Below are 18,874 nucleotides of genomic sequence, written 5' to 3'. Positions count from 1 at the left end.
TAAGCGTGAGGTCGATGGTTCGAGTCCATTTAGGCCCATAAAAATGTAGTCATACATTTGGGGAAGTACTCAAGTGGCTGAAGAGGCGCCCCTGCTAAGGGTGTAGGTCGGGAAACCGGCGCGAGGGTTCAAATCCCTCCTTCTCCGTTTTTTATTGGTCCGTTGGTCAAGTGGTTAAGACACCGCCCTTTCACGGCGGTAACACGGGTTCGAATCCCGTACGGATCATTTTTTACTATTGGAGGATTACCCAAGTCCGGCTGAAGGGAACGGTCTTGAAAACCGTCAGGCGGGTAAAACCGTGCAAGGGTTCGAATCCCTTATCCTCCTTAACTGTCTCTTTTGTTGCGAGCAAAAGAATCACAGTCCTTTAATTACTGTAAAGTAATTACTTATCGCGGGATGGAGCAGTCTGGTAGCTCGTCGGGCTCATAACCCGAAGGTCGTAGGTTCAAATCCTGCTCCCGCAATTGCTTTGTTTAACGGCAAAGCAGCAATACAAAGCTTCTGGTTTGGTAGTTCAGTTGGTTAGAATGCCTGCCTGTCACGCAGGAGGTCGCGGGTTCGAGTCCCGTCCAGACCGTTGTTTTTGGCTCGGTAGCTCAGTTGGTAGAGCAATGGATTGAAGCTCCATGTGTCGGCAGTTCGATTCTGTCCCGCGCCATAGGAATGCGGGTGTAGTTTAGTGGTAAAACTACAGCCTTCCAAGCTGTTGTCGCGAGTTCGATTCTCGTCACCCGCTTTGCATTTTTTATTTGGGGCCTATAGCTCAGCTGGTTAGAGCGCACGCCTGATAAGCGTGAGGTCGATGGTTCGAGTCCATTTAGGCCCATTACATTTTTAAACTGGTCCGTTGGTCAAGCGGTTAAGACACCGCCCTTTCACGGCGGTAACACGGGTTCGAATCCCGTACGGATCATGCAAACACTCTTGAGAGTGTTTTTTTATTACCCAAAAATGATCTTTTTTATCATTTTTCAACTACGAAGGGTCAAAATTTGTTATAATCAGTCCGTTGCAAGTTCCCGAAAGGATTCGCAGCTGCGAAGATGCCTTGTAACCGAAACATATATTAGGGGGAATACAAAAATGACAGAGAAACACTTATTTACATCAGAGTCCGTATCAGAAGGACACCCAGACAAAGTAGCCGACCAAATCAGTGATGCCATCTTAGATGCGTTGCTTGCCGAAGATCCAATGGCTCGGGTTGCTTGTGAAACGTCAGTTACCACCGGATTGGTTTTAGTTTTTGGAGAAATATCTACTTCTGCTTACGTAGATATCCAAAAAGTCGTCCGTGAAACCATCAAAGAAATCGGCTATACACGAGCAAAATTCGGCTTTGACGGCGATACGGTTGCTGTTTTAGTAGCGATCGATGAGCAATCACCAGATATCGCTCAAGGCGTTGACGATGCTTTAGAAAGTCGCGGAGAAACGGATAAAGAAGATATCGGTGCCGGTGACCAAGGCTTGATGTTTGGTTTTGCCGTTGATGAAACACCTGAATTGATGCCTTTACCAATCGCATTGAGTCATCGGTTAGTCCGTCGTTTAGCAGAGTTGCGTAAAAACAATGAACTAAGCTACTTGCGTCCAGATGCAAAATCGCAAGTAACTGTTGAATATGATGATAACGATCAACCACAAAGAGTGGACACCGTCGTTATTAGTACCCAGCATGATGATGCGGCTGATAATGAAACGATCCACCGTGATGTCATTGAAAAAGTGATCAAAGAAGTGATCCCTGCCGATCTTTTAGACGAGCAGACAAAATATTATATTAATCCTACTGGTCGTTTTGTGATCGGCGGTCCTCAAGGGGATGCCGGTTTGACAGGCAGAAAAATCATCGTTGATACTTATGGCGGCTATGCTCGTCATGGTGGCGGTGCGTTTTCTGGAAAAGACGCAACCAAAGTTGACCGTTCAGCCAGCTATGCGGCTCGCTACATTGCCAAAAACATCGTAGCAGCAAAGCTAGCCAAAAAAGTGGAAGTCCAATTAGCCTATGCGATCGGTGTGGCACAGCCCGTTTCGATCAGCATCAACACTTTTGGTACCGGAACCGTCAGCAACGAGCGCTTGATCCAAGCGGTACGAGAAAACTTTGATTTGCGACCAGCAGGAATTATTGAAATGTTAGATTTGCGCCGTCCGATTTATCGTCAGACTGCCGCTTACGGACATTTCGGTCGTACAGATATCGATTTGCCATGGGAACGCACCGACAAGGTGGCGGCACTTTTGGCAAGTGTGAAGGATTAAAAGAGGCGACCTCTATTGATGACTATCGATAGGGGTTCTTTTTTTTGGAGTAAAAGGAGGAGTTACATGCGAACCAATGTAAAATTAGTCACTATTGCGGTCTTTGTCGCAACGTTTATGACCGCGATCGAAGGAACGATCATTACGACAGCGATGCCTACCATCGTTAGTTCATTGAAAGGAATCGAGATCATGAACTGGGTCTTCTCGATCTATCTTTTGACCAGTGCGATGTTGACCCCGATCTACGGCAAGTTTGCCGATAATATCGGCCGCAAACCAGTCTTTCTATTTGGTACGCTGCTGTTTATTATCGGGTCGGCGTTTTGTGGGATGGCCAACACAATGTTGACGTTGATCATTGCCAGAGCATTGCAAGGATTAGGCGCAGGGGCCATGATGCCCGTTGCCCTAACGATCATTGCGGACCTGTATCCCGTTGAAAAGCGGGCGAAAGTCTTAGGGCTCAATAGCACTGCTTGGGGGATCGCCAGTGTCGTTGGTCCCTTAGCCGGTGGATTGATCGTAGATACGATCGGGTGGCATTGGATCTTCTTTATCAACGTGCCCATCGGATTAGGGTTGATCGCTTTGATTTGGTTTTATTTTCATGAAGAAAAAAAGGCCTTTGCTGCAGTCAACATTGATTATGCAGGCAGTCTCTTGTTGATGTTGACGTTAGTAGGGCTCCTGCTAGGCTTCCAGTTGCTGGGAGATTATGGGGTAAGTCTGCCTGTCCTCAGTCTGTTCGTTTTTTCTGTCCTTATGTTCATCGGCTTCGTTCGGGTGGAGAAAAAAGCAGCAGATCCGATTATTGATCTGAAGCTGTTTCATTCAAAATTATTTGTGGTGGTCAATATCGTAGCAGCTTTGGCTAGCGGCTTCTTGATGGGGATCGATGTTTATATCCCAATGTGGATGCAAGGGGTCTTAGGCATGAGTGCGGGGATTGGCGGGCTTGTGTTGGCACCGTTGTCGATTTTATGGATGATTGGTTCCTTCTTAGCCAGCCGTTGGTTGACACAGCACAGTGTCAGCTGGGTCTTGACGGTTAGCTTGTTGATCACGGCTACCGGTGCTTTGTGGTTGTTTTTGACACCGGCACAGACTTCATTCTGGTTGTTCTTGGTCATTTCTTCTATTACGGGCGTCGGATTAGGGGCAACGATGGTGGTTTGTACCGTTACTGCCCAAACCAGCGTTGCACCCACCCAAGTCGGCGTGGCGACTTCTTTTAATACCCTGCTGCGAACGATCGGGCAAACCATTATGGTGGCGGTCTTCGGTATCGTTTTAAACACCAGCAATAGCGTGGGCTTGGCACAGGCGCAAGTCACTGATAGCAGTGTCATGAATCAGCTGGTAGATCCAGCCGCCGCGCGTCAGCTGCCAACAGCCTTATTAGGGCAATTACGGGAGATTCTTTATAGCGGTCTACACTGGGTTTTTGGGATCGGTGTTTTACTCATTGTGCTAGCGATTGGTTTGACCCGCACGATTTCGCGAGAATCTGGTACAATATAAAAAAAGGATCGCAGGTGATTGTATGGCTTTTTTACAAGCAAATATCTATTCAAATGTTCTTGAAATGGAGGTAATGATCGATGTGATCTTGCCTCAAAGTACCAAGAAAAAAATCGGTACGCAAAGCCAATCGACGGGCACAGATCTCCCGGTGCTTTATTTATTGCATGGGATGAACGGAAATCATAGTGTCTGGCAGCGACGGACGTCGATCGAGCGATATGCCGCAGAGTATCAACTAGCGGTCATCATGCCGTCTACTGATCTGGGCTGGTATACCGATACGACATACGAAATGAAGTATTGGACGTTTATCGCCGAAGAATTACCACAAATTTGTCATGAACTGTTTCCTCAACTGACGCAAAAACGAGAAAAAACTTTTGCAGCAGGTCTCTCGATGGGGGGCTATGGGGCAGTAAAACTTGGGCTGCGCAAGCCTGACCAGTTTGCGGCGGTAGCGTCTTTGTCTGGAGCATTAGCGCTGGCTGAAAGCATGGATTCCTTGCTGCAGCTGCGAAGCCAAGCTTATTGGGAAGGAATCTTTGGCCCTTTAGAGCAATTCAAAGGGTCAGAAAATGATTTGATCCATCTGATTGAGACCATCGATCCAAGCACCGCGCCGCGCTTTTTTATTAGCTGCGGAACCGAGGATCAGCTGTATCCGGCAAGTGAATATGCGGTGGATAAGCTGCAAAAACGCAAACTAGCCGTAACGTTTGAATCGGGAACTGGGGATCATGATTGGAATTTTTGGGATCAATGGATCCAACGAGTCCTGCAATGGCTTTTTAGTGAATAAAAAAACCATCAGTCGATCGACACCTTAACGTGCCGAGGACTGATGGTTTTTTCGTTCGATACAAAATAAGATCGGCGGCTGGTTGCGCTGATTGATAAATTGATAGGAAAGGACATTATATTCCTCTTGCGGCAGCTGCTGACAAAAGGAGTGGACTTCTTTCAGCTCTGCTTCGCCGCCAGCGTGTCCATAATAGCAGACGAGGATGATTCTACCTTTCGGGACTAAACGTGTCAGTAAAGCTTCTAAAGCCGTTTTCGTTGTATCAGGCAGCGTGATGATCGCTTTGTCCCCTTTAGGCAAGTAGCCTAAATTGAAAATGGCGGCGTGAACCGGACCACTCACAACATCTGCCAACGTCTCATGGCCTTGATGGATCAGCTGAACTTGCGGCAACAGCTCTTTTTCAGTCAAACGTTTTTTGGTGGCTTGGAGGGCTTGTTCTTGAATATCAAAAGCAAACACCTGACCAGTCGGCCCAACTAAGGAAGCCAGTAATTCCGTGTCAAAGCCGTTGCCCATCGTGGCATCAACAGCGGTATGTCCCGGTTGCACAACTTCTTTTAAAAGGGTGTGGCTATAGCGCATGGCGGTCGGAAGCATTGACAAGCTCCTTTCGCACGTTGAATTTCCCTTGATAGGAGTTGCGGCGTAGCATTTCTTGATCGATCTCATTCAAGACTTCCCATTTTTTCAAACTCCACATTGGACCTACCAGAGAATCCCATGGTGCATCGCCTGTCAAGCGATGAATGATGATCTCTGGGGGGATCATTTCTAACTGATCGCAGATCAATGACACATAGGTATCGCGCCGCATCAATTGCAAACGTCCCTCATGATAATCCCGCAGCATCCGAGTATTGCGCATCAAATGCAGCAGGTGCAGTTTGATGCCTTGGATATCAGAATCTTGAATGGTGCGGCGGACGTTTTCTTGCATCATCTCGATCGTCTCGCCTGGCAGGCCATTGATCAAATGGGTACAGACACGAATATTGTGTTTGCGCAGGCTGGCGACGCCGTCTAAGTAGGTTTGATAATCATGGGCGCGGTTGATGGCATTGCTCGTGGTTTCAAAAGTCGTTTGCAGTCCTAATTCGACCCATAAATAAAAGCGTTGATTGAGCTCTGCCAGATAGTCAACGACATCTGCTGGTAAGCAGTCTGGTCGGGTCCCAATGGAGATGCCGACAACACCAGGTAGTGTCAGTACTTGCTCGAAGCGCTCGCGGATCACTGCCACCGGTGCGTGGGTGTTCGTAAAGTTTTGAAAATAGACAATGTATTTGTCCACTTGTGGCCACTTTTTGTGCATCATGGCGATCTCTTTTTCAAACTGCTCTGGCAGTGGGGCTTCAGGAGCTACGATCATATCGCCAGAACCGGACACACTGCAAAATGTACAGCCGCCTTTGGCAACGGTGCCGTCACGATTGGGGCAGTCGAAGCCCGCATCGATGGGAACTTTAAAGATTTTTTCGCCAAATTCTTGCCGCAAAGCAAAGTTCCATGAATGGTATCGTTTGTTTTTATCTTCTGCATAAGGAAATGGATTCATTTTTTTACCTTCTTTTATAATTGTTTACGCGTGAAGCGCCAGACAAAGCGTTTTTGCAAGTAGTACGGATAGGTCAACAGCAGCCAAGACAGGCCAACACAAAAACCGCCTAACACATCACTGGGGAAATGCACACCAACATAAATACGGCTGATGCCGATGCAGCCAATCAAAAGGCCCAGCAAAAGGCGGATGCCCCATTGCCAAAAAGGCTGCTTGAAGAAAACTGGGACCAAGAAGAGCAAGGTTCCATAAAAAATCATACTGCCCGTCGAGTGTCCACTGGGGAAACTGAAACTTGATTCCGTGACTAAGTGTTCAAGAGTTGGGCGCTCCCGTAAAAAGACCAGTTTGATCAATGGATTAAAGAGCCCAGCAATCCCGATGGTGCCGATACTGAGCCATAGTGCTTCTGCATAATATTTATTGATCACTAAAACGGCTAAAACAGCAAGAAAGAGCAAGATGATCGTGGTAGGATTCGCAAATTTTGTGACCCATAGAAAAAACGGTGTCCAAAATGGATAGCCGGTGCGGATGATGCGAGTCAAGGTTTCGTCAAAGGAGACCAACCAAGTAGGATAAAATTTCACGAGATAGCCGAGAAAAACGAACAGCAGTAAAAAGCAGCTGCCGGCAAATTGAAAATAAAGTTTTTTATGCATGGAAAAGCCTCGTTTCTAGAGAATTTCTGTCCCTTCAAGCAAAGAGACATCTAGAAGGTATTATAGCATTTATCGCAAGACGGAAAAAGCAGGGAACCATTCAGGGAGCATCCCACTGCCAAGGAATATTTTTCGTTGGGTTAAATACAAACTCTTCATTTCAATAAATGTTCGTTTGATTACAAAGAGTTTACAGTTTCTGAAATCGGCTCAAATACCTTTTATAAATTCTTAAGAAATTGTATACTAAACCTACGTTCACTATAAGGAAAAAACGGAGGAATAACGGACATGAACACGAGTCAATCAAGAAAAGTACATCGTCAAGCAGACCAATCGGGCGATAAGTATCGAGTGATCAAAAAAAGTGCAGTTGTTTTAGGAACGACACTGACTGCTTGCTCTGTTGTAGCTCCATTGGTGTCATCGGTTCAAGCAGAAGCCGTAGAGACCTCGATCGCCCAAGTTTCTACTAGCAATTTTGCCGCGCCGAATACTTCCGCATTTATTGCCGAAATCGCTACTTACGCTCAGCCCGTGGCACAAGCCAACGATTTATATGCTTCTGTGATGATCGCACAAGCCATTTTAGAAAGTGGTTGGGGCCGAAGCAGTTTATCAAAAGCACCGAATTATAATCTATTCGGGATCAAAGGCAGCTACAACGGTCAAACCGTTTATATGAGTACTTTGGAGTACTTGAACAATCAATGGTTGACTATGAATGAACCCTTTAAGCGCTACCCATCATACACGCAATCATTCGAAGATAACGCACGTACTTTACGCTCAACCTCTTTACAAAGCGGCGTTTCATATTATTCTGGCGCTTGGAAAAGCAATACGACTTCATATCTTGATGCAACCGCATGGCTAGCAGGCCGCTATGCGACTGCACCCAATTATGCTTCTTCCCTGAATGCAGTGATCCAACAATTTGGTTTGACGCAATACGACACACCTGCTTCTGGCAATGCCGGTGGTGGTGCCACAGCTAGCGCATCAACCAATACTACGACTACAACGGCGGCTGTCAGCACGAGCGGCAGTCAAACGTATACAGTCGCTTCGGGCGACTCTGTATGGTCGATCGCTAACAAACATGGCATCTCCATGGACCAGTTGCGCAGCTTGAACAACATCAAAAATGATTTTGTTTATCCAGGGCAAACGTTGAAAGTTAACGGCAGCACCCAAAGCACTTCGGCAACTTCTACGGTATCGATCGTCAATCGTAATACTTCAGCAACTACATCAGGCAACACCTATACCGTAGTTTCTGGTGATTCAGTCTGGTCGATCGCCAATAAACATGGGATTTCAATGGATCAATTCCGCAGTTTGAACAATATCAAAAATGACTTTGTCTACCCAGGACAAAAAGTTGTCGTCAGCGGTGGTTCGTCTACGAATACCAGCAGTACCACGACCGTCAGCACTGCATCAACTGCTAGCCAAAGCAGTGGCGGTACCTATACAGTTGCAGCGGGTGATTCAGTCTGGTCGATCGCCAACAAACATGGGATCTCCATGGATCAATTTCGCAGTTTGAACAATATCAAAAATGATTTTGTCTACCCAGGACAAAAAGTTGTCGTCAGTGGTAGTTCCGCAACGAGGACAAGTACAACAACGAGCACGACCGTCAGCAGCCAAACCAGCAGCAGTGCTGCAGGCAACACCTATACGGTGGCAGCGGGTGATTCAGTCTGGTCAGTTGCCAATAAACACGGGATTTCGATGGACCAATTCCGCAACTGGAACAACATCAAAAATGATTTTATCTATCCAGGACAAAAGGTGGTCGTCAAGCAAGGCGGCACAACAGCTACTACCAGCACTTCAGCGACAAATGGTACTTACAAGGTCGCATCGGGTGATTCCGTTTGGGGGATCGCAGATAAGTTTGGCATCACGACGGATCAATTTATTCAATGGAACAATATTCAAAATAACTTTATTTACCCAGGACAAACAGTTAGGGTAAAATAGATTGCTATTCCTAATGATTTTTGTTAGGATAAGTGCAAAGAAACTTTCACGTTTGAGAAGGAATAGTAGAAGTACGGTGGGACTTTTAGAGAGTGCATGGTTGGTGGAAATGCACAGCACACCTTTCGAACTCGTCTTCGAGTGATATCTGACTGAACCTGATTTGGCTAGGCAGATACGGCGATGGCCGTTAAAACATCGAGGTCTGCTTTTTTGAGGAGCAGATAAACTTAGGTGGTACCACGTTGATAACGTCCTATAAAAATCATAGCGATTTTTATAGGACTTTTTTTAAGTTTTGCTGGTTGATTTGACGAGCAAAGCACCAATTTTTAGGAGGAGTCCATCGTGAATTACAATCACAAAGAAATCGAAAAAAAATGGCAAAAATATTGGGCAAAGAAAAATGAGTTCAACACCCATGATGAGCCGGACAAACCAAAATTTTATGCGCTAGATATGTTCCCATATCCATCCGGACAAGGATTACATGTCGGACATCCAGAAGGCTATACGGCAACGGATATCTTGAGCCGCTTCAAACGCAGCCAAGGGTACAATGTACTGCACCCAATGGGCTGGGATGCCTTTGGTCTGCCTGCCGAACAATATGCACTAGACACTGGAAATGATCCAGCGGAATTCACGAAGAAAAATATTGAGACCTTCCGCCGTCAAATCAATGCGCTAGGGTTCAGCTATGACTGGAATCGTGAAATCAATACGACAGATCCTGAATATTACAAGTGGACGCAATGGATCTTTACCAAGCTTTATGAAAAAGGGTTAGCTTATGAAGCCGAAGTTCCGGTAAACTGGGTACCAGAGCTTGGAACTGTGATCGCCAATGAAGAAGTCATTGACGGCAAGAGCGAACGGGGCGGCTATGATGTGATCCGCAAACCGATGCGCCAATGGATGCTAAAAATCACGGCATATGCTGATCGTTTGTTGGACGATTTAGAAGAAGTTGATTGGCCAGAAAGCATCAAAGAAATGCAACGCAATTGGATCGGACGTTCTGTCGGAGCCAACGTAACGTTTAAAGTGGCAGGGATGGAAAAAGACTTTACCGTCTTTACGACTCGCCCAGATACCTTGTTTGGTGCGACCTACGCTGTATTGGCACCAGAACATGAGCTAGTGGCTCAAATCACTACCCCAGAACAAAAAGCAGCCATTGATGCCTATGTAGAAGAAGCATCGAAAAAATCTGATTTGAACCGAACAGATTTGGCCAAAGAAAAAACCGGTGTCTTCACTGGTGCCTATGCCATCAATCCCGTGAATGGCAAAGAGATCCCGATTTGGATCGCCGATTACGTTTTGGCTTCTTATGGAACAGGTGCGATCATGGCGGTTCCTGCCCATGACGAACGTGACCACGAATTTGCCAAAACATTCGGTTTAGAGATCATTCCTGTATTGGCAGGGGGCAACGTGGAAGAATCTGCCTATACCGAAGATGGACTGCATATCAATTCAGACTTTTTGGATGGGCTAGACAAAGAGACAGCCATTGAAAAAATGGTCGCATGGTTGGAAGAAAACCATGTTGGGAAAAAAGAAGTCAGCTATCGTCTTCGCGATTGGTTGTTCTCTCGCCAACGGTATTGGGGTGAACCAATCCCGATCATCCATTGGGAAGATGGGACGACCACAGCGCTTTCTGAAGATCAGCTGCCATTGCGTTTGCCAAAAACCGACAATATCAAACCAAGCGGTACTGGGGAATCGCCATTAGCTAATGTCACGGATTGGGTCAATGTCACCGATCCAGAAACTGGGAAAAAAGGACGTCGCGAAACCAATACGATGCCACAATGGGCAGGAAGCTCATGGTATTTCTTACGCTTTATCGATCCTCATAATAAGTCTGTTTTGGCAGACTATGATAAATTGAAACGCTGGATGCCAGTCGATATTTATATCGGTGGGGCGGAACACGCTGTCTTGCATTTGCTTTATGCTCGCTTCTGGCATAAATTCTTGTATGATATCGGTGTCGTACCAACGAAAGAACCATTTGAAAAATTGTTCAACCAAGGGATGATCCTTGGGGAAAACAATGAAAAAATGTCGAAATCCCGCGGCAACGTCGTCAATCCAGATGATGTCATCAATCAATACGGTGCAGATACTTTGCGTCTATATGAAATGTTTATGGGACCATTGGATGCATCGATCGCCTGGAATGAGAATGGCCTTGAAGGCAGTCGCAAATTCTTGGATCGCGTGTGGCGCTTGATCGTCGATGAAAATGGCAAAATGCGCGACCGCATCACGACATTCAACGATGGAAAATTGTCGAAGGTGTATAACCAAACGGTTAAAAAAGTGACGGAAGATTATGAACAGCTGCATTTCAATACGGCGATTTCCCAATTGATGGTCTTCGTCAATGAAGCGTATAAAGCTGATGCCTTACCTTACGAGTATGTCGAAGGATTTGTGCAGCTATTGGCTCCAATCGCACCACATATCGGTGAAGAGCTCTGGTCGATCCTCGGAAATGACAATGGGATCTCTTATGTGCCTTGGCCAACCTATGACGAAAGTGCCCTAGTGGAAGATGAGATCGAAGTCGTCTTTCAAGTCAACGGCAAAGTTCGTGCCAAAGCAATGGTTCCAGCAGACGCAGAAAAAGCAGTGCTTGAACAATTGGCCCAAGAAAACGAACTTGTTCAAGAACAGCTCCAAGGAAAAACGATCCGCAAAGTGATCGTCGTACCCAATAAATTGGTCAATATCGTTGCAAACTAAACGCTAAAAAAGTAGCTGCCTAACAGGTCAATGGTCTGTTAGGCAGCTTTTTGGTAGCGACAAAGAAAAAAAGTGTTACTGAGTGGTTCTCAGCAACACTTTTTTGTTATTTTTTGCGAATGATCCCATAGAACAAAGCGGCTGTTGCGACCAATGGAATCAAGATCACTAGTAGAAAGCCGTTTGGATACGTAGCGCGAGTGAAAATTTCTGATGAAGCATCACTTCCGCCAAATAGATGATTGGAAATCATGAACTGAGCCATCATAGCAACGATTGCGACAAAACCAATTGCAGCACCAGTACCGACGAATAATTTTTTCTTTGCGTTGTTCATTACATTTGCCCCTTTTATAGTCTCTATGTATCATTATACAAAATTTGGATACGTGTTCAATCTGATTTTGTCAAATAATTGATTCGTAATACACTTGAAATATTTCTGACATATTTAAGCGCTAAAAAAGCCAAATTTCCGCTTGTTAGCGATCATATTATTCGCTGATCCTCACAGACTCTCGTATAATAAAGAAAGAGAAAAGAAAGAGGGGACGTACATGGAGTATCAATCATTTGAAGGCCAAACGGCTTTTTTTGAAGATTATGCACGGATTGCCAAACCTGGCTATGAAGAAGAGGCAGTCACTGCCGATGTCTTGGAACAGTTGAATCAACAATTAACAGAAGAAGAGCTGTTTTACCGTTTAGCAGCCGAAGATGCCAAAGAAGGGCAAGTCTTTTTGTTTCCTTTCAGCAAGCGAATGTTTACCGAAGACCTTGACGCTGCCATTTCAACAGAATTCCGTTATGATGGCGCACCCTATGTCTATGAGACTTACGAAGACGAACAACCTTAATCACGCAGGAAAAAAGCTTTCAGATGATTTAATGGATCATCTGAAAGCTTTTTTTGTTGAGAAAACTTGTTGCTATTGGTGCTTGGCTTGCTGCTGCGCTAAGGTCAAGTCACCGATGTAAGGGACTTTTTTTCCAGCGACTTTCAAGTATTGTTCGGCGCCTTTGCCCGCAATAATCACGATATCACGACCGTCTGCTTCAGCGATCGCCAATTTGACGGCTTGAGCCCGATCCATCTCATGAATGATGGCAACTTCAGGATTGGTGATAGCATCTGCAATTTCTTTTGCGATCGCAGCTGCTTCTTCAAAATCAGGATCATCGCTGGTCAGGTAGACTTTGTCCGCATATTCTCCTAGCGCTCGTCCCATATCTGCTCGGCGAGATTGGGCTTTTCCGCCAGCACTGCCAGTGACAAAAAGCAGGCGACCATCTGGGCGTAATTGACGGGCAAGTTCACTTAATGATTGGAAGCTCAGGTAATTGTGGGCATAGTCAACGATCATGACGGCGCCATTTTCTTTTTCTAAAACGATCATTCGTCCAGGGATGATCACTGTCGGCAGGACTTTCTGAGCGTCCTCACGAGAGGCACCCGCTAAGCAGGCAGCCAAAATCGCCGCTGCGGCATTCTCATGGTTGAAAGAACCTAAGATCCCCAGTTGATATTCACCAGAGACTTGCAAGACATCAGAAGCAGCTGTCAGGGCAAAACTCTTTAGGTCCATTCCTTCTTGGACGACATAATCGGCGTCTGAACGTCCGTAGGTGATATAAGGAACTTGATGGACTTCACAAGTTTCTCGCAGCAAGTGGTAGTGATCGCTTTGACGATTTAAAATCATTTGTTTGCTGTTGCGGATCAGTTCCCGTTTGCAGTAAAGGTAATCATCATAAGTCGGGTGTTCCACCGGTCCAATGTGATCAGGCGAAATATTCAAGAACGCGCCAATATCAAAGGTAATACCGGCGACCCGTTTGGTTTTATACGCTTGAGAAGAAACTTCCATTACAAGATGGGTCATGCCGTTTGCAACAGCCTCAGCCATCATTTTATAAAGATCCAGTGTTTCGGGAGTCGTCAACACTGCTTCATTAAAGGTTTTTCCATCGACTGAGTTTTCCTCCGATGAAAAGAATGCTACTTTTTGACCCGTCGATTCTGCTAAAATCGCCCGAGCAAAATAGGCGCAGCTGGTTTTGCCTTTTGTGCCAGTGATGCCGATGGTCACTAGCTGTTCTTGCGGGTTACCATAAAACGCTTGAGCGATCACTGCCATCGTTTCTCGAATGTCCGTAACAATGATCCCGTAGGTTGCGAAGTTGTCATAAGGTGTTTCTGAAATGTAGCACTGAATGCCTTGATCAATGGCGGCGGCCAGGTAGCTTTCTTTAAAAGAAGCCCCTTTACAGAAAAAAAGCGTTGCCGCATTGGCCGTTCGCGAGTCGTAACTTAAGGAGGTAAAGGCAATATCAGTCATTTCTTGCGGCACGGTATAAACCCAATCAGTGGGGGTGATGATTTCTTTTAATAGGTTTTCCTGCAATAAGAGTTTGCGGATCTGTGGCACGGTAATGAGTTCCTTTTGCATCGTTGTTCTCCTTCATTCCTCTAAAGATTTCTCTTATTATAGCATAACTCCTAAAAACCGCCGTTTAGGAGGGAAAAGTTTTCTTTTTTTTCTTCTTATTTTGAAGAAACTTTAAGATGTTGCAAAAATAGATTGCGACCAACTCTTTTTCGAATTAAAATGGAAGGGATATGTTTGTAGAAAGTTGGAGATAATGGCGATGGATAATCACATGCGTTCAGTGTCAAAAGAATTAACTACACAAGAAAAAATGGCTCAAGGATCTGCTTGGATGACAATGGGCAATATCGGTTCACGTTTGCTTGGCGCCATTTACATTTTACCTTGGTATTATTGGATGGGGGCAAATGCCGATAAAGCAAATGCGTTATTTGGGATGGGCTATAATGTTTACGCCTTATTTTTAATGATCTCAACTGCTGGGATCCCATCGGCAATTGCCAAGCAGATTTCTTTTTATAATTCTCGCCAAGAATACCGCACTAGCCAGAAGCTCTTTTTAAGGGCCTTCCAATTGATGGCAGGCTTTGGCGTGGTGACCGCCGGAATCATGTATTTGGCAGCCCCATGGTTGGCAACGGCTTCAGGAGGTGGGGAAGAATTGATTCCTGCAATGCGCTCATTGAGCATTGCACTATTGGTCTTTCCTTGTATGAGTGTTATGCGAGGATACTTCCAAGGAAACCAAGACATGAAACCTTTTGCGATCTCGCAAGTTGTCGAACAAATCGCCCGCGTCTGCTATATGCTTTTGGCGACCTTCATCATTATGCGGGTTATCGAAGGCGAATACACGGCGGCTGTGACGCAATCGACCTTTGCCGCCTTTATCGGTGTCTTAGCCAGTATTTTGGTTTTAGGCTATTACTTCCAAAAGCAACGGGTGCGGATGGACGTCTTAGTCGATATGAGCAAAGAAGAAACCGTGTTGCAAACCAAAGAATTGGTTTTAGCGACCATCAAAGAAGCGATCCCTTTTATTATCGTTGGTTCTGGGATCACGATTTTAAAATTGGTGGATCAATACACCTTTGTGCGGATCATGAGTAGTTTTACTGAATTTTCAAATGATCAGCTCTTAGAATTAATGGCGATCTTCGGTAGCAACCCTGATAAGTTGACGATGGTGGTTATCGGATTAGCTACTTCCATGGCTTCAACAGGCTTGCCTTTGATCAGTGAAGCAGTCGCCAAAAAAGACAAAAAGAACTTAGCTAAATTGATCAGCAACAACTTACAATTGTATTCCTTTGTAATGTTCCCAGCGACCTTTGGGATGATCGTGCTGTCTTATCCCTTATACACCTTGTTTTATCGTCCAGATGCGTTAGGAGCGAGCGTTTTAGTCGCTGCCTGTCTGTCTGGTCTGGTCTTGGGCTTGTTTATGCTTAGTTCTAGTATGCTGCAAGGAATGTACCACAACAAAGAAGCCGTTGTTTTCTTCTTTGTAGGGTTGCTGGTGAAGTTGATCCTGCAGTATCCAGCGATTCGGTTGTTCCAAGTTTATGGCCCATTAGTTTCCACGACGATTGCTTTAGGGATCGTCTGCTGGCTGAACATTCGCAAGATGATTCGCAAAGGCCATTTCAATGTAAACTTAACGTTGCGACGGACGTTATTGATTGGCGCGATGACGATCATTATGGTGATCGCAGCGTTGATCGCCCGCCAACTCTTTGGTCTCATCTTTAGCTCGGAAAGAAAAGTCCAAGCCTTTATCTTGAGCTTGCTAGTAGCAGGAGTCGGTGGCAGTGTGTACATCTACATTGCGCTGAAATTGCGTTTAGCTGAAAAACTACTCGGCTCATCAATGGTTCGTTTACGCCAGAAATTACACATCAAATAAAACTAGAAGCAGCCGCTGAGCCTCCTTTGTGAGACCTTGGCGGCTGTTTTATATGAAAGGAAGAAACCGATGCGTTTAGACAAGTTTTTAGCGGATATGGGTTATGGCTCCCGCAAAGAAGTGAAACAGTTGATCAAAAAAGGTCTCGTGACCGTCAATGGACAAGTCATCAAGAGTGACAAAGCGCAAGTACTAGAAACACAAGATGCCGTTTGTTTTGAGGGGGAACCCATCGTCTATCAAAGCCAGTTTTATTATTTGCTGAATAAACCCGCTGGAGTGATTTCGGCAACCGTCGATTCCTATGAAGAGACGGTCTTAGATTTGTTTTCTGAAGAAGCGTTTCGCGAAGATTTGTTTCCAGTAGGACGGTTGGATAAAGACACCGAAGGCTTTTTGCTGATTACGAACGATGGCGGATTGGCGCATCAATTATTGTCGCCTAAGAAGCATGTGGAAAAAGAATATTATGCCCAAGTCGAGGGAATCATGACAGCGGAGGATCAAAAAATCTTTGCCAAAGGCATCAAATTAGACGGCGAGTGGACTTTGCCGGCTGAGCTGCAGATCCTCAACGTCGATGAAGACGAAATGCGCAGCGAGATCAAACTGATCCTCCATGAAGGCAAGTTTCATCAAGTCAAACGGATGGTCCATGCAGTAGGAAAAGAAGTCGTTTATTTGAAACGGATTCGCATGGGAGGCCTGTCCCTGCCAGATGATTTGGCATTAGGCGAGTATCGGGAATTGACTCCTGAGGAATTGGCGAAGCTGCAAGAGCGAGGATAAGACGATCGGCGAGCTAAAGAAATTCTTATGAAAGTTGTTATTCGGCTGCAATATTTGTAAAAAAAGCCCGTTTTATAGGTGATTTACATGAAAGTCTGCAACAATAGACTTTAAACTGTTGGAAAAACCCTCTTTTTTTTCATGAATAAGCATGTTAAAGTAGCCAAGCTACTAAAAAAAGAAGGAGTTACCTCATTGAAGAAAAAGATTTTTTTATTGCTCGCCCTTACGTTGCCGCTTTTCCAGCCAGCTATCAGTTATGCTGCTGAAACCAAGAGCAGCGAGGAACTGACGGTTTTGACCACAGAACTAGCCTCTTATGAAGACGAAGTCACCACCAGCCAACAGAAAGTCACAGCGTTGGAAAGTCAATTAGCGGATTATCAGGAAGAATTAAGCCAATTGGCAGAAGAAAGCAAGGAAGTTCAAACGCAGATCACTGCACTGAATGATCAAAAAGCCCAGCACCAAGGAAGCCAAGCGCAAAGCAGTCTGGTAGTCGATGGACCGCAAGCCACGATCCAGCAACTACGCAAGTTTAGTGAACAACAAGCGGCTTTACGGGAAGTGAACCAACAATTGGCGGAAAAAGAAGCCGAACAACAACGAATCACTTCGTACCAAACCTTGACGCAAGCTCAATTAGTACATAGCGAAGAACAATTAGCAACAGCCAAAAAAGAATTGCAGTCCCAACAAGAGCAGCTGCAGCAGGCGCAAGCCCAAGTGCAAGACCTACAAGAAAAAGTGGAGCAAGAAGCAAAAGCAGCTGAAGAAGCGAAACAAAAAGCCAAAGAAGCAGCGGAGAAAGCGGCAGCCAGTGAATTTTCACTGCCAATCACTGGCTCCGTGTCGATCTCCAGCGGTTTTGGTACTCGAGCAGACCCGACTGGTTTTTCAGGGACGCAGCATGACGGGATCGACTTCACAGGTCAAGCGGGGGAGAAGATCGTCGCCGCTCGTGATGGACAGGTAGAAGATGCTGGCTATGGCCCAAGCACTGGAAATTACGTGATTTTGGCTCACGATAATGGCTTTTACTCGTATTATTTTCATTTAACAGCTGTCAGTGTCTCAAAGGGGGCGACCGTTGCAGTCGGCGACCAAGTCGGTACGATGGGGACGACTGGAAATTCGACAGGCGTCCATCTGCACTTTGGACTGAGTAAGACGTTGTGGTCAGATTTCGTTGATCCAGCAGCTTACTTACCGCTATAAACCAAAATACCAAGTAGAAGCATGGAGAAAATCATCTGAAACCAAAAAGCATGACTGACAAGAGGGATTCCTCAAGTCGTCATGCTTTTTGGTTGCTTACCACAAGCCCGGTTGAGCGATGATCACTAACTGTTCTTTGGTAAAAGGATGCTCTAGATGCAATTCGTAGCCATGCAGCAGCAAACGTGGCGCTGGTTTGTTTTGGTAAAGCGGGTCGCCAACGACTGGATGACCGATGCTGGCAAGGTGGACGCGAATTTGGTGGGTCCTACCAGTTTCTAACACACAATACACATTGGTTGTCTTTTGTTGGGCGTGAGCGATGGTTACATGGGTGACGGCTGACTGACCGTTGCGGGAGTCAATGATCCGCTTGCGACGATCGTGACGGTCACGACCGATTTTTTTGGCGATCGTTTGATCTTGCGTAAGTTTCCCCAAAACAGTGGCTTGATAGCGACGGAAAATCTGTTTGTTTTCCAGCATTCGGCCCAAGATCGGCAACACCAAAGGATTTTTTGCAAATAAAACCACACCGCTGGTTTCTTTGTCTAGACGATGGACCACATAAGGCTGCTGCTGTTTCGGCGCAAGGTAAGCAGCTGCATCATTCAACAGAGTATCTGCTTCTAATGGCTGATTTGGGTGCGTCTTGACCCCGGCAGGCTTGTTCAGCACCAATAAGTGTTCATCTTCAAAAAGTACGTCGACTTTGTCCGCTTGGCCTAACTGGATCGGCTGGTAGCTGTAATCACTGTCTTCAATGATCAAAGTGATTTGATCACCCCCACGAACTTCTTGATGAAACATCGCGGGCTGCTGATTGACGGCCACATTTTTCCGTGTGCGCAGAAAATGGCGCACTTTTCGTGGAACGAGCCACTCCTGTTCCAACAAATCGCGAAGCGGCATGGGCGGGTGATTTTCGGGTAAAGTCATGGTGTATTCCATAATAACGTCCTTTCTTTGCTATTCGCTACCGACTATTAT

15 protein-coding genes, 10 tRNA genes, 1 riboswitch and 1 other annotated feature (1 of these 27 running past the window's edge) are annotated in these 18,874 nt (G+C 45.7%); of the genes, 19 read left to right on the top strand and 6 right to left on the bottom strand.

Annotated features, from left to right (window positions below):
- The 13 genes from IGJ42_RS15130 to IGJ42_RS15070 form a co-directional block, all read left to right on the top strand.
- A tRNA-Ile gene (locus IGJ42_RS15130) sits at positions 1–38 on the top strand (it extends 36 nt beyond the left edge of the window).
- 21 nt (positions 39–59) lie between these two features.
- A tRNA-Ser gene (locus tag IGJ42_RS15125) sits at positions 60–147 on the top strand.
- A gap of 9 nt (positions 148–156) precedes the next feature.
- Positions 157–228, top strand: a tRNA-Glu gene (locus IGJ42_RS15120).
- A 12-nt stretch (positions 229–240) separates the two neighbouring features.
- A tRNA-Ser gene (locus tag IGJ42_RS15115) sits at positions 241–330 on the top strand.
- 66 nt (positions 331–396) lie between these two features.
- Positions 397–470: transfer RNA gene (locus IGJ42_RS15110), tRNA-Met, on the top strand.
- 39 nt (positions 471–509) lie between these two features.
- Positions 510–583 (top strand) — tRNA-Asp (locus tag IGJ42_RS15105).
- An 8-nt stretch (positions 584–591) separates the two neighbouring features.
- Positions 592–664 (top strand) — tRNA-Phe (locus IGJ42_RS15100).
- A 7-nt stretch (positions 665–671) separates the two neighbouring features.
- Positions 672–742: transfer RNA gene (locus IGJ42_RS15095), tRNA-Gly, on the top strand.
- Positions 743–758: 16 nt separating this feature from the next.
- A tRNA-Ile gene (locus tag IGJ42_RS15090) sits at positions 759–832 on the top strand.
- Between the two features lie 15 nt (positions 833–847).
- Positions 848–919: transfer RNA gene (locus IGJ42_RS15085), tRNA-Glu, on the top strand.
- A gap of 91 nt (positions 920–1,010) precedes the next feature.
- A riboswitch (SMK box riboswitch) is annotated at positions 1,011–1,092 on the top strand.
- Positions 1,090–2,274 (top strand): methionine adenosyltransferase, encoded by a 1,185-nt coding sequence (gene metK, locus IGJ42_RS15080; RefSeq protein WP_005233362.1) that lies wholly within the window; start codon positions 1,090–1,092, stop codon positions 2,272–2,274. Its footprint overlaps the riboswitch before it by 3 nt.
- A gap of 66 nt (positions 2,275–2,340) precedes the next feature.
- Positions 2,341–3,798, top strand: coding sequence for an MDR family MFS transporter (locus tag IGJ42_RS15075; protein WP_429946849.1), 1,458 nt, complete (start codon positions 2,341–2,343; stop codon positions 3,796–3,798).
- Between the two features lie 22 nt (positions 3,799–3,820).
- The gene (locus IGJ42_RS15070; RefSeq protein ID WP_005227672.1) at positions 3,821–4,600 is read left to right on the top strand and encodes an alpha/beta hydrolase; all 780 of its coding nucleotides are present in this window, start codon (positions 3,821–3,823) and stop codon (positions 4,598–4,600) included.
- A 24-nt stretch (positions 4,601–4,624) separates the two neighbouring features.
- On the opposite strand, the gene IGJ42_RS15065 is transcribed toward IGJ42_RS15070, so the two are convergent.
- The 3 genes from IGJ42_RS15065 to IGJ42_RS15055 are packed head-to-tail and all read right to left on the bottom strand — an operon-like array spanning position 4,625 to position 6,826.
- Positions 4,625–5,203 (bottom strand): tRNA (mnm(5)s(2)U34)-methyltransferase, encoded by a 579-nt coding sequence (locus tag IGJ42_RS15065; protein ID WP_005233365.1) that lies wholly within the window; start codon positions 5,201–5,203, stop codon positions 4,625–4,627.
- Positions 5,178–6,161, bottom strand: a complete 984-nt coding sequence (locus IGJ42_RS15060) for a TIGR01212 family radical SAM protein (protein ID WP_016613000.1) — start codon at positions 6,159–6,161, stop codon at positions 5,178–5,180. Before IGJ42_RS15060 ends, IGJ42_RS15065 begins: the two co-directional genes overlap by 26 nt.
- 14 nt (positions 6,162–6,175) lie before the next feature.
- Positions 6,176–6,826 carry a phosphatase PAP2 family protein gene (locus IGJ42_RS15055; protein WP_016612999.1) on the bottom strand — a complete coding sequence of 217 codons (651 nt, stop codon included), beginning with the start codon at positions 6,824–6,826 and terminating at the stop codon, positions 6,176–6,178.
- A gap of 291 nt (positions 6,827–7,117) precedes the next feature.
- Between IGJ42_RS15055 and IGJ42_RS15050 the strand changes: the two genes are divergently transcribed.
- Both IGJ42_RS15050 and leuS read left to right on the top strand, forming a co-directional pair.
- Positions 7,118–8,818 carry a muramidase family protein gene (locus tag IGJ42_RS15050; protein ID WP_086372400.1) on the top strand — a complete coding sequence of 567 codons (1,701 nt, stop codon included), beginning with the start codon at positions 7,118–7,120 and terminating at the stop codon, positions 8,816–8,818.
- A 42-nt stretch (positions 8,819–8,860) separates the two neighbouring features.
- Positions 8,861–9,080 (top strand) — a binding site (T-box leader).
- A gap of 86 nt (positions 9,081–9,166) precedes the next feature.
- Complete coding sequence (gene leuS / locus IGJ42_RS15045) at positions 9,167–11,581, top strand: leucine--tRNA ligase (RefSeq protein ID WP_008382013.1); 2,415 nt, start codon at positions 9,167–9,169, stop codon at positions 11,579–11,581.
- Positions 11,582–11,687: 106 nt separating this feature from the next.
- Here leuS and IGJ42_RS15040 read toward each other — a convergent pair whose 3' ends face one another.
- Positions 11,688–11,918, bottom strand: a complete 231-nt coding sequence (locus tag IGJ42_RS15040; RefSeq protein ID WP_005233376.1) for a hypothetical protein — start codon at positions 11,916–11,918, stop codon at positions 11,688–11,690.
- Between the two features lie 220 nt (positions 11,919–12,138).
- Between IGJ42_RS15040 and IGJ42_RS15035 the strand changes: the two genes are divergently transcribed.
- A complete protein-coding gene (locus tag IGJ42_RS15035) occupies positions 12,139–12,438 on the top strand; it encodes a DUF5960 family protein (protein ID WP_008382014.1) in 300 nt (99 codons plus the stop codon).
- A gap of 72 nt (positions 12,439–12,510) precedes the next feature.
- Here IGJ42_RS15035 and murE read toward each other — a convergent pair whose 3' ends face one another.
- Complete coding sequence (murE, locus tag IGJ42_RS15030) at positions 12,511–14,031, bottom strand: UDP-N-acetylmuramyl-tripeptide synthetase (protein ID WP_086332728.1); 1,521 nt, start codon at positions 14,029–14,031, stop codon at positions 12,511–12,513.
- 199 nt (positions 14,032–14,230) lie between these two features.
- Between murE and IGJ42_RS15025 the strand changes: the two genes are divergently transcribed.
- The 3 genes from IGJ42_RS15025 to IGJ42_RS15015 all read left to right on the top strand — a co-directional run bounded on the left by IGJ42_RS15025 (position 14,231) and on the right by IGJ42_RS15015 (position 17,884).
- The gene (locus IGJ42_RS15025) at positions 14,231–15,877 is read left to right on the top strand and encodes a putative polysaccharide biosynthesis protein (protein ID WP_008382016.1); all 1,647 of its coding nucleotides are present in this window, start codon (positions 14,231–14,233) and stop codon (positions 15,875–15,877) included.
- Between the two features lie 69 nt (positions 15,878–15,946).
- The gene (locus IGJ42_RS15020) at positions 15,947–16,666 is read left to right on the top strand and encodes a pseudouridine synthase (protein ID WP_061053372.1); all 720 of its coding nucleotides are present in this window, start codon (positions 15,947–15,949) and stop codon (positions 16,664–16,666) included.
- Positions 16,667–16,807: 141 nt separating this feature from the next.
- On the top strand, positions 16,808–17,884 hold the full coding sequence (locus IGJ42_RS15015; RefSeq protein WP_061053371.1) for a M23 family metallopeptidase: 1,077 nt from the start codon (positions 16,808–16,810) through the stop codon (positions 17,882–17,884).
- Between the two features lie 96 nt (positions 17,885–17,980).
- Here the strand turns inward: IGJ42_RS15015 and IGJ42_RS15010 are convergent, their stop codons facing one another.
- Positions 17,981–18,835, bottom strand: a complete 855-nt coding sequence (locus IGJ42_RS15010; RefSeq protein ID WP_016620005.1) for an RluA family pseudouridine synthase — start codon at positions 18,833–18,835, stop codon at positions 17,981–17,983.
- Positions 18,836–18,874 lie beyond the last annotated feature (39 nt).

Origin of the sequence: Enterococcus sp. DIV1067f, assembly GCF_050543505.1 — a bacterium.
GTDB classification, from domain to species: Bacteria; Bacillota; Bacilli; order Lactobacillales; family Enterococcaceae; genus Enterococcus_D; species Enterococcus_D entomosocium.
This window is presented reverse-complemented; position numbering and strand designations above follow the sequence as displayed.

Excerpts from the sequence above, each read along its gene's own strand:
- IGJ42_RS15075 (WP_429946849.1), top strand. The coding sequence starts at position 2,341 with ATGCGAACCAATGTAAAATTAGTCACTATTGCGGTCTTTGTCGCAACG.
- IGJ42_RS15010 (WP_016620005.1), bottom strand. The coding sequence starts at position 18,835 with ATGGAATACACCATGACTTTACCCGAAAATCACCCGCCCATGCCGCTT.
- metK (WP_005233362.1), top strand. The coding sequence starts at position 1,090 with ATGACAGAGAAACACTTATTTACATCAGAGTCCGTATCAGAAGGACAC.
- IGJ42_RS15015 (WP_061053371.1), top strand. The coding sequence starts at position 16,808 with ATGAATAAGCATGTTAAAGTAGCCAAGCTACTAAAAAAAGAAGGAGTT.
- IGJ42_RS15065 (WP_005233365.1), bottom strand. The coding sequence starts at position 5,203 with ATGCTTCCGACCGCCATGCGCTATAGCCACACCCTTTTAAAAGAAGTT.
- IGJ42_RS15035 (WP_008382014.1), top strand. The coding sequence starts at position 12,139 with ATGGAGTATCAATCATTTGAAGGCCAAACGGCTTTTTTTGAAGATTAT.
- murE (WP_086332728.1), bottom strand. The coding sequence starts at position 14,031 with ATGCAAAAGGAACTCATTACCGTGCCACAGATCCGCAAACTCTTATTG.
- IGJ42_RS15060 (WP_016613000.1), bottom strand. The coding sequence starts at position 6,161 with ATGAATCCATTTCCTTATGCAGAAGATAAAAACAAACGATACCATTCA.
- IGJ42_RS15020 (WP_061053372.1), top strand. The coding sequence starts at position 15,947 with ATGCGTTTAGACAAGTTTTTAGCGGATATGGGTTATGGCTCCCGCAAA.
- IGJ42_RS15040 (WP_005233376.1), bottom strand. The coding sequence starts at position 11,918 with ATGAACAACGCAAAGAAAAAATTATTCGTCGGTACTGGTGCTGCAATT.
- IGJ42_RS15070 (WP_005227672.1), top strand. The coding sequence starts at position 3,821 with ATGGCTTTTTTACAAGCAAATATCTATTCAAATGTTCTTGAAATGGAG.
- IGJ42_RS15050 (WP_086372400.1), top strand. The coding sequence starts at position 7,118 with ATGAACACGAGTCAATCAAGAAAAGTACATCGTCAAGCAGACCAATCG.
- IGJ42_RS15055 (WP_016612999.1), bottom strand. The coding sequence starts at position 6,826 with ATGCATAAAAAACTTTATTTTCAATTTGCCGGCAGCTGCTTTTTACTG.
- IGJ42_RS15025 (WP_008382016.1), top strand. The coding sequence starts at position 14,231 with ATGGATAATCACATGCGTTCAGTGTCAAAAGAATTAACTACACAAGAA.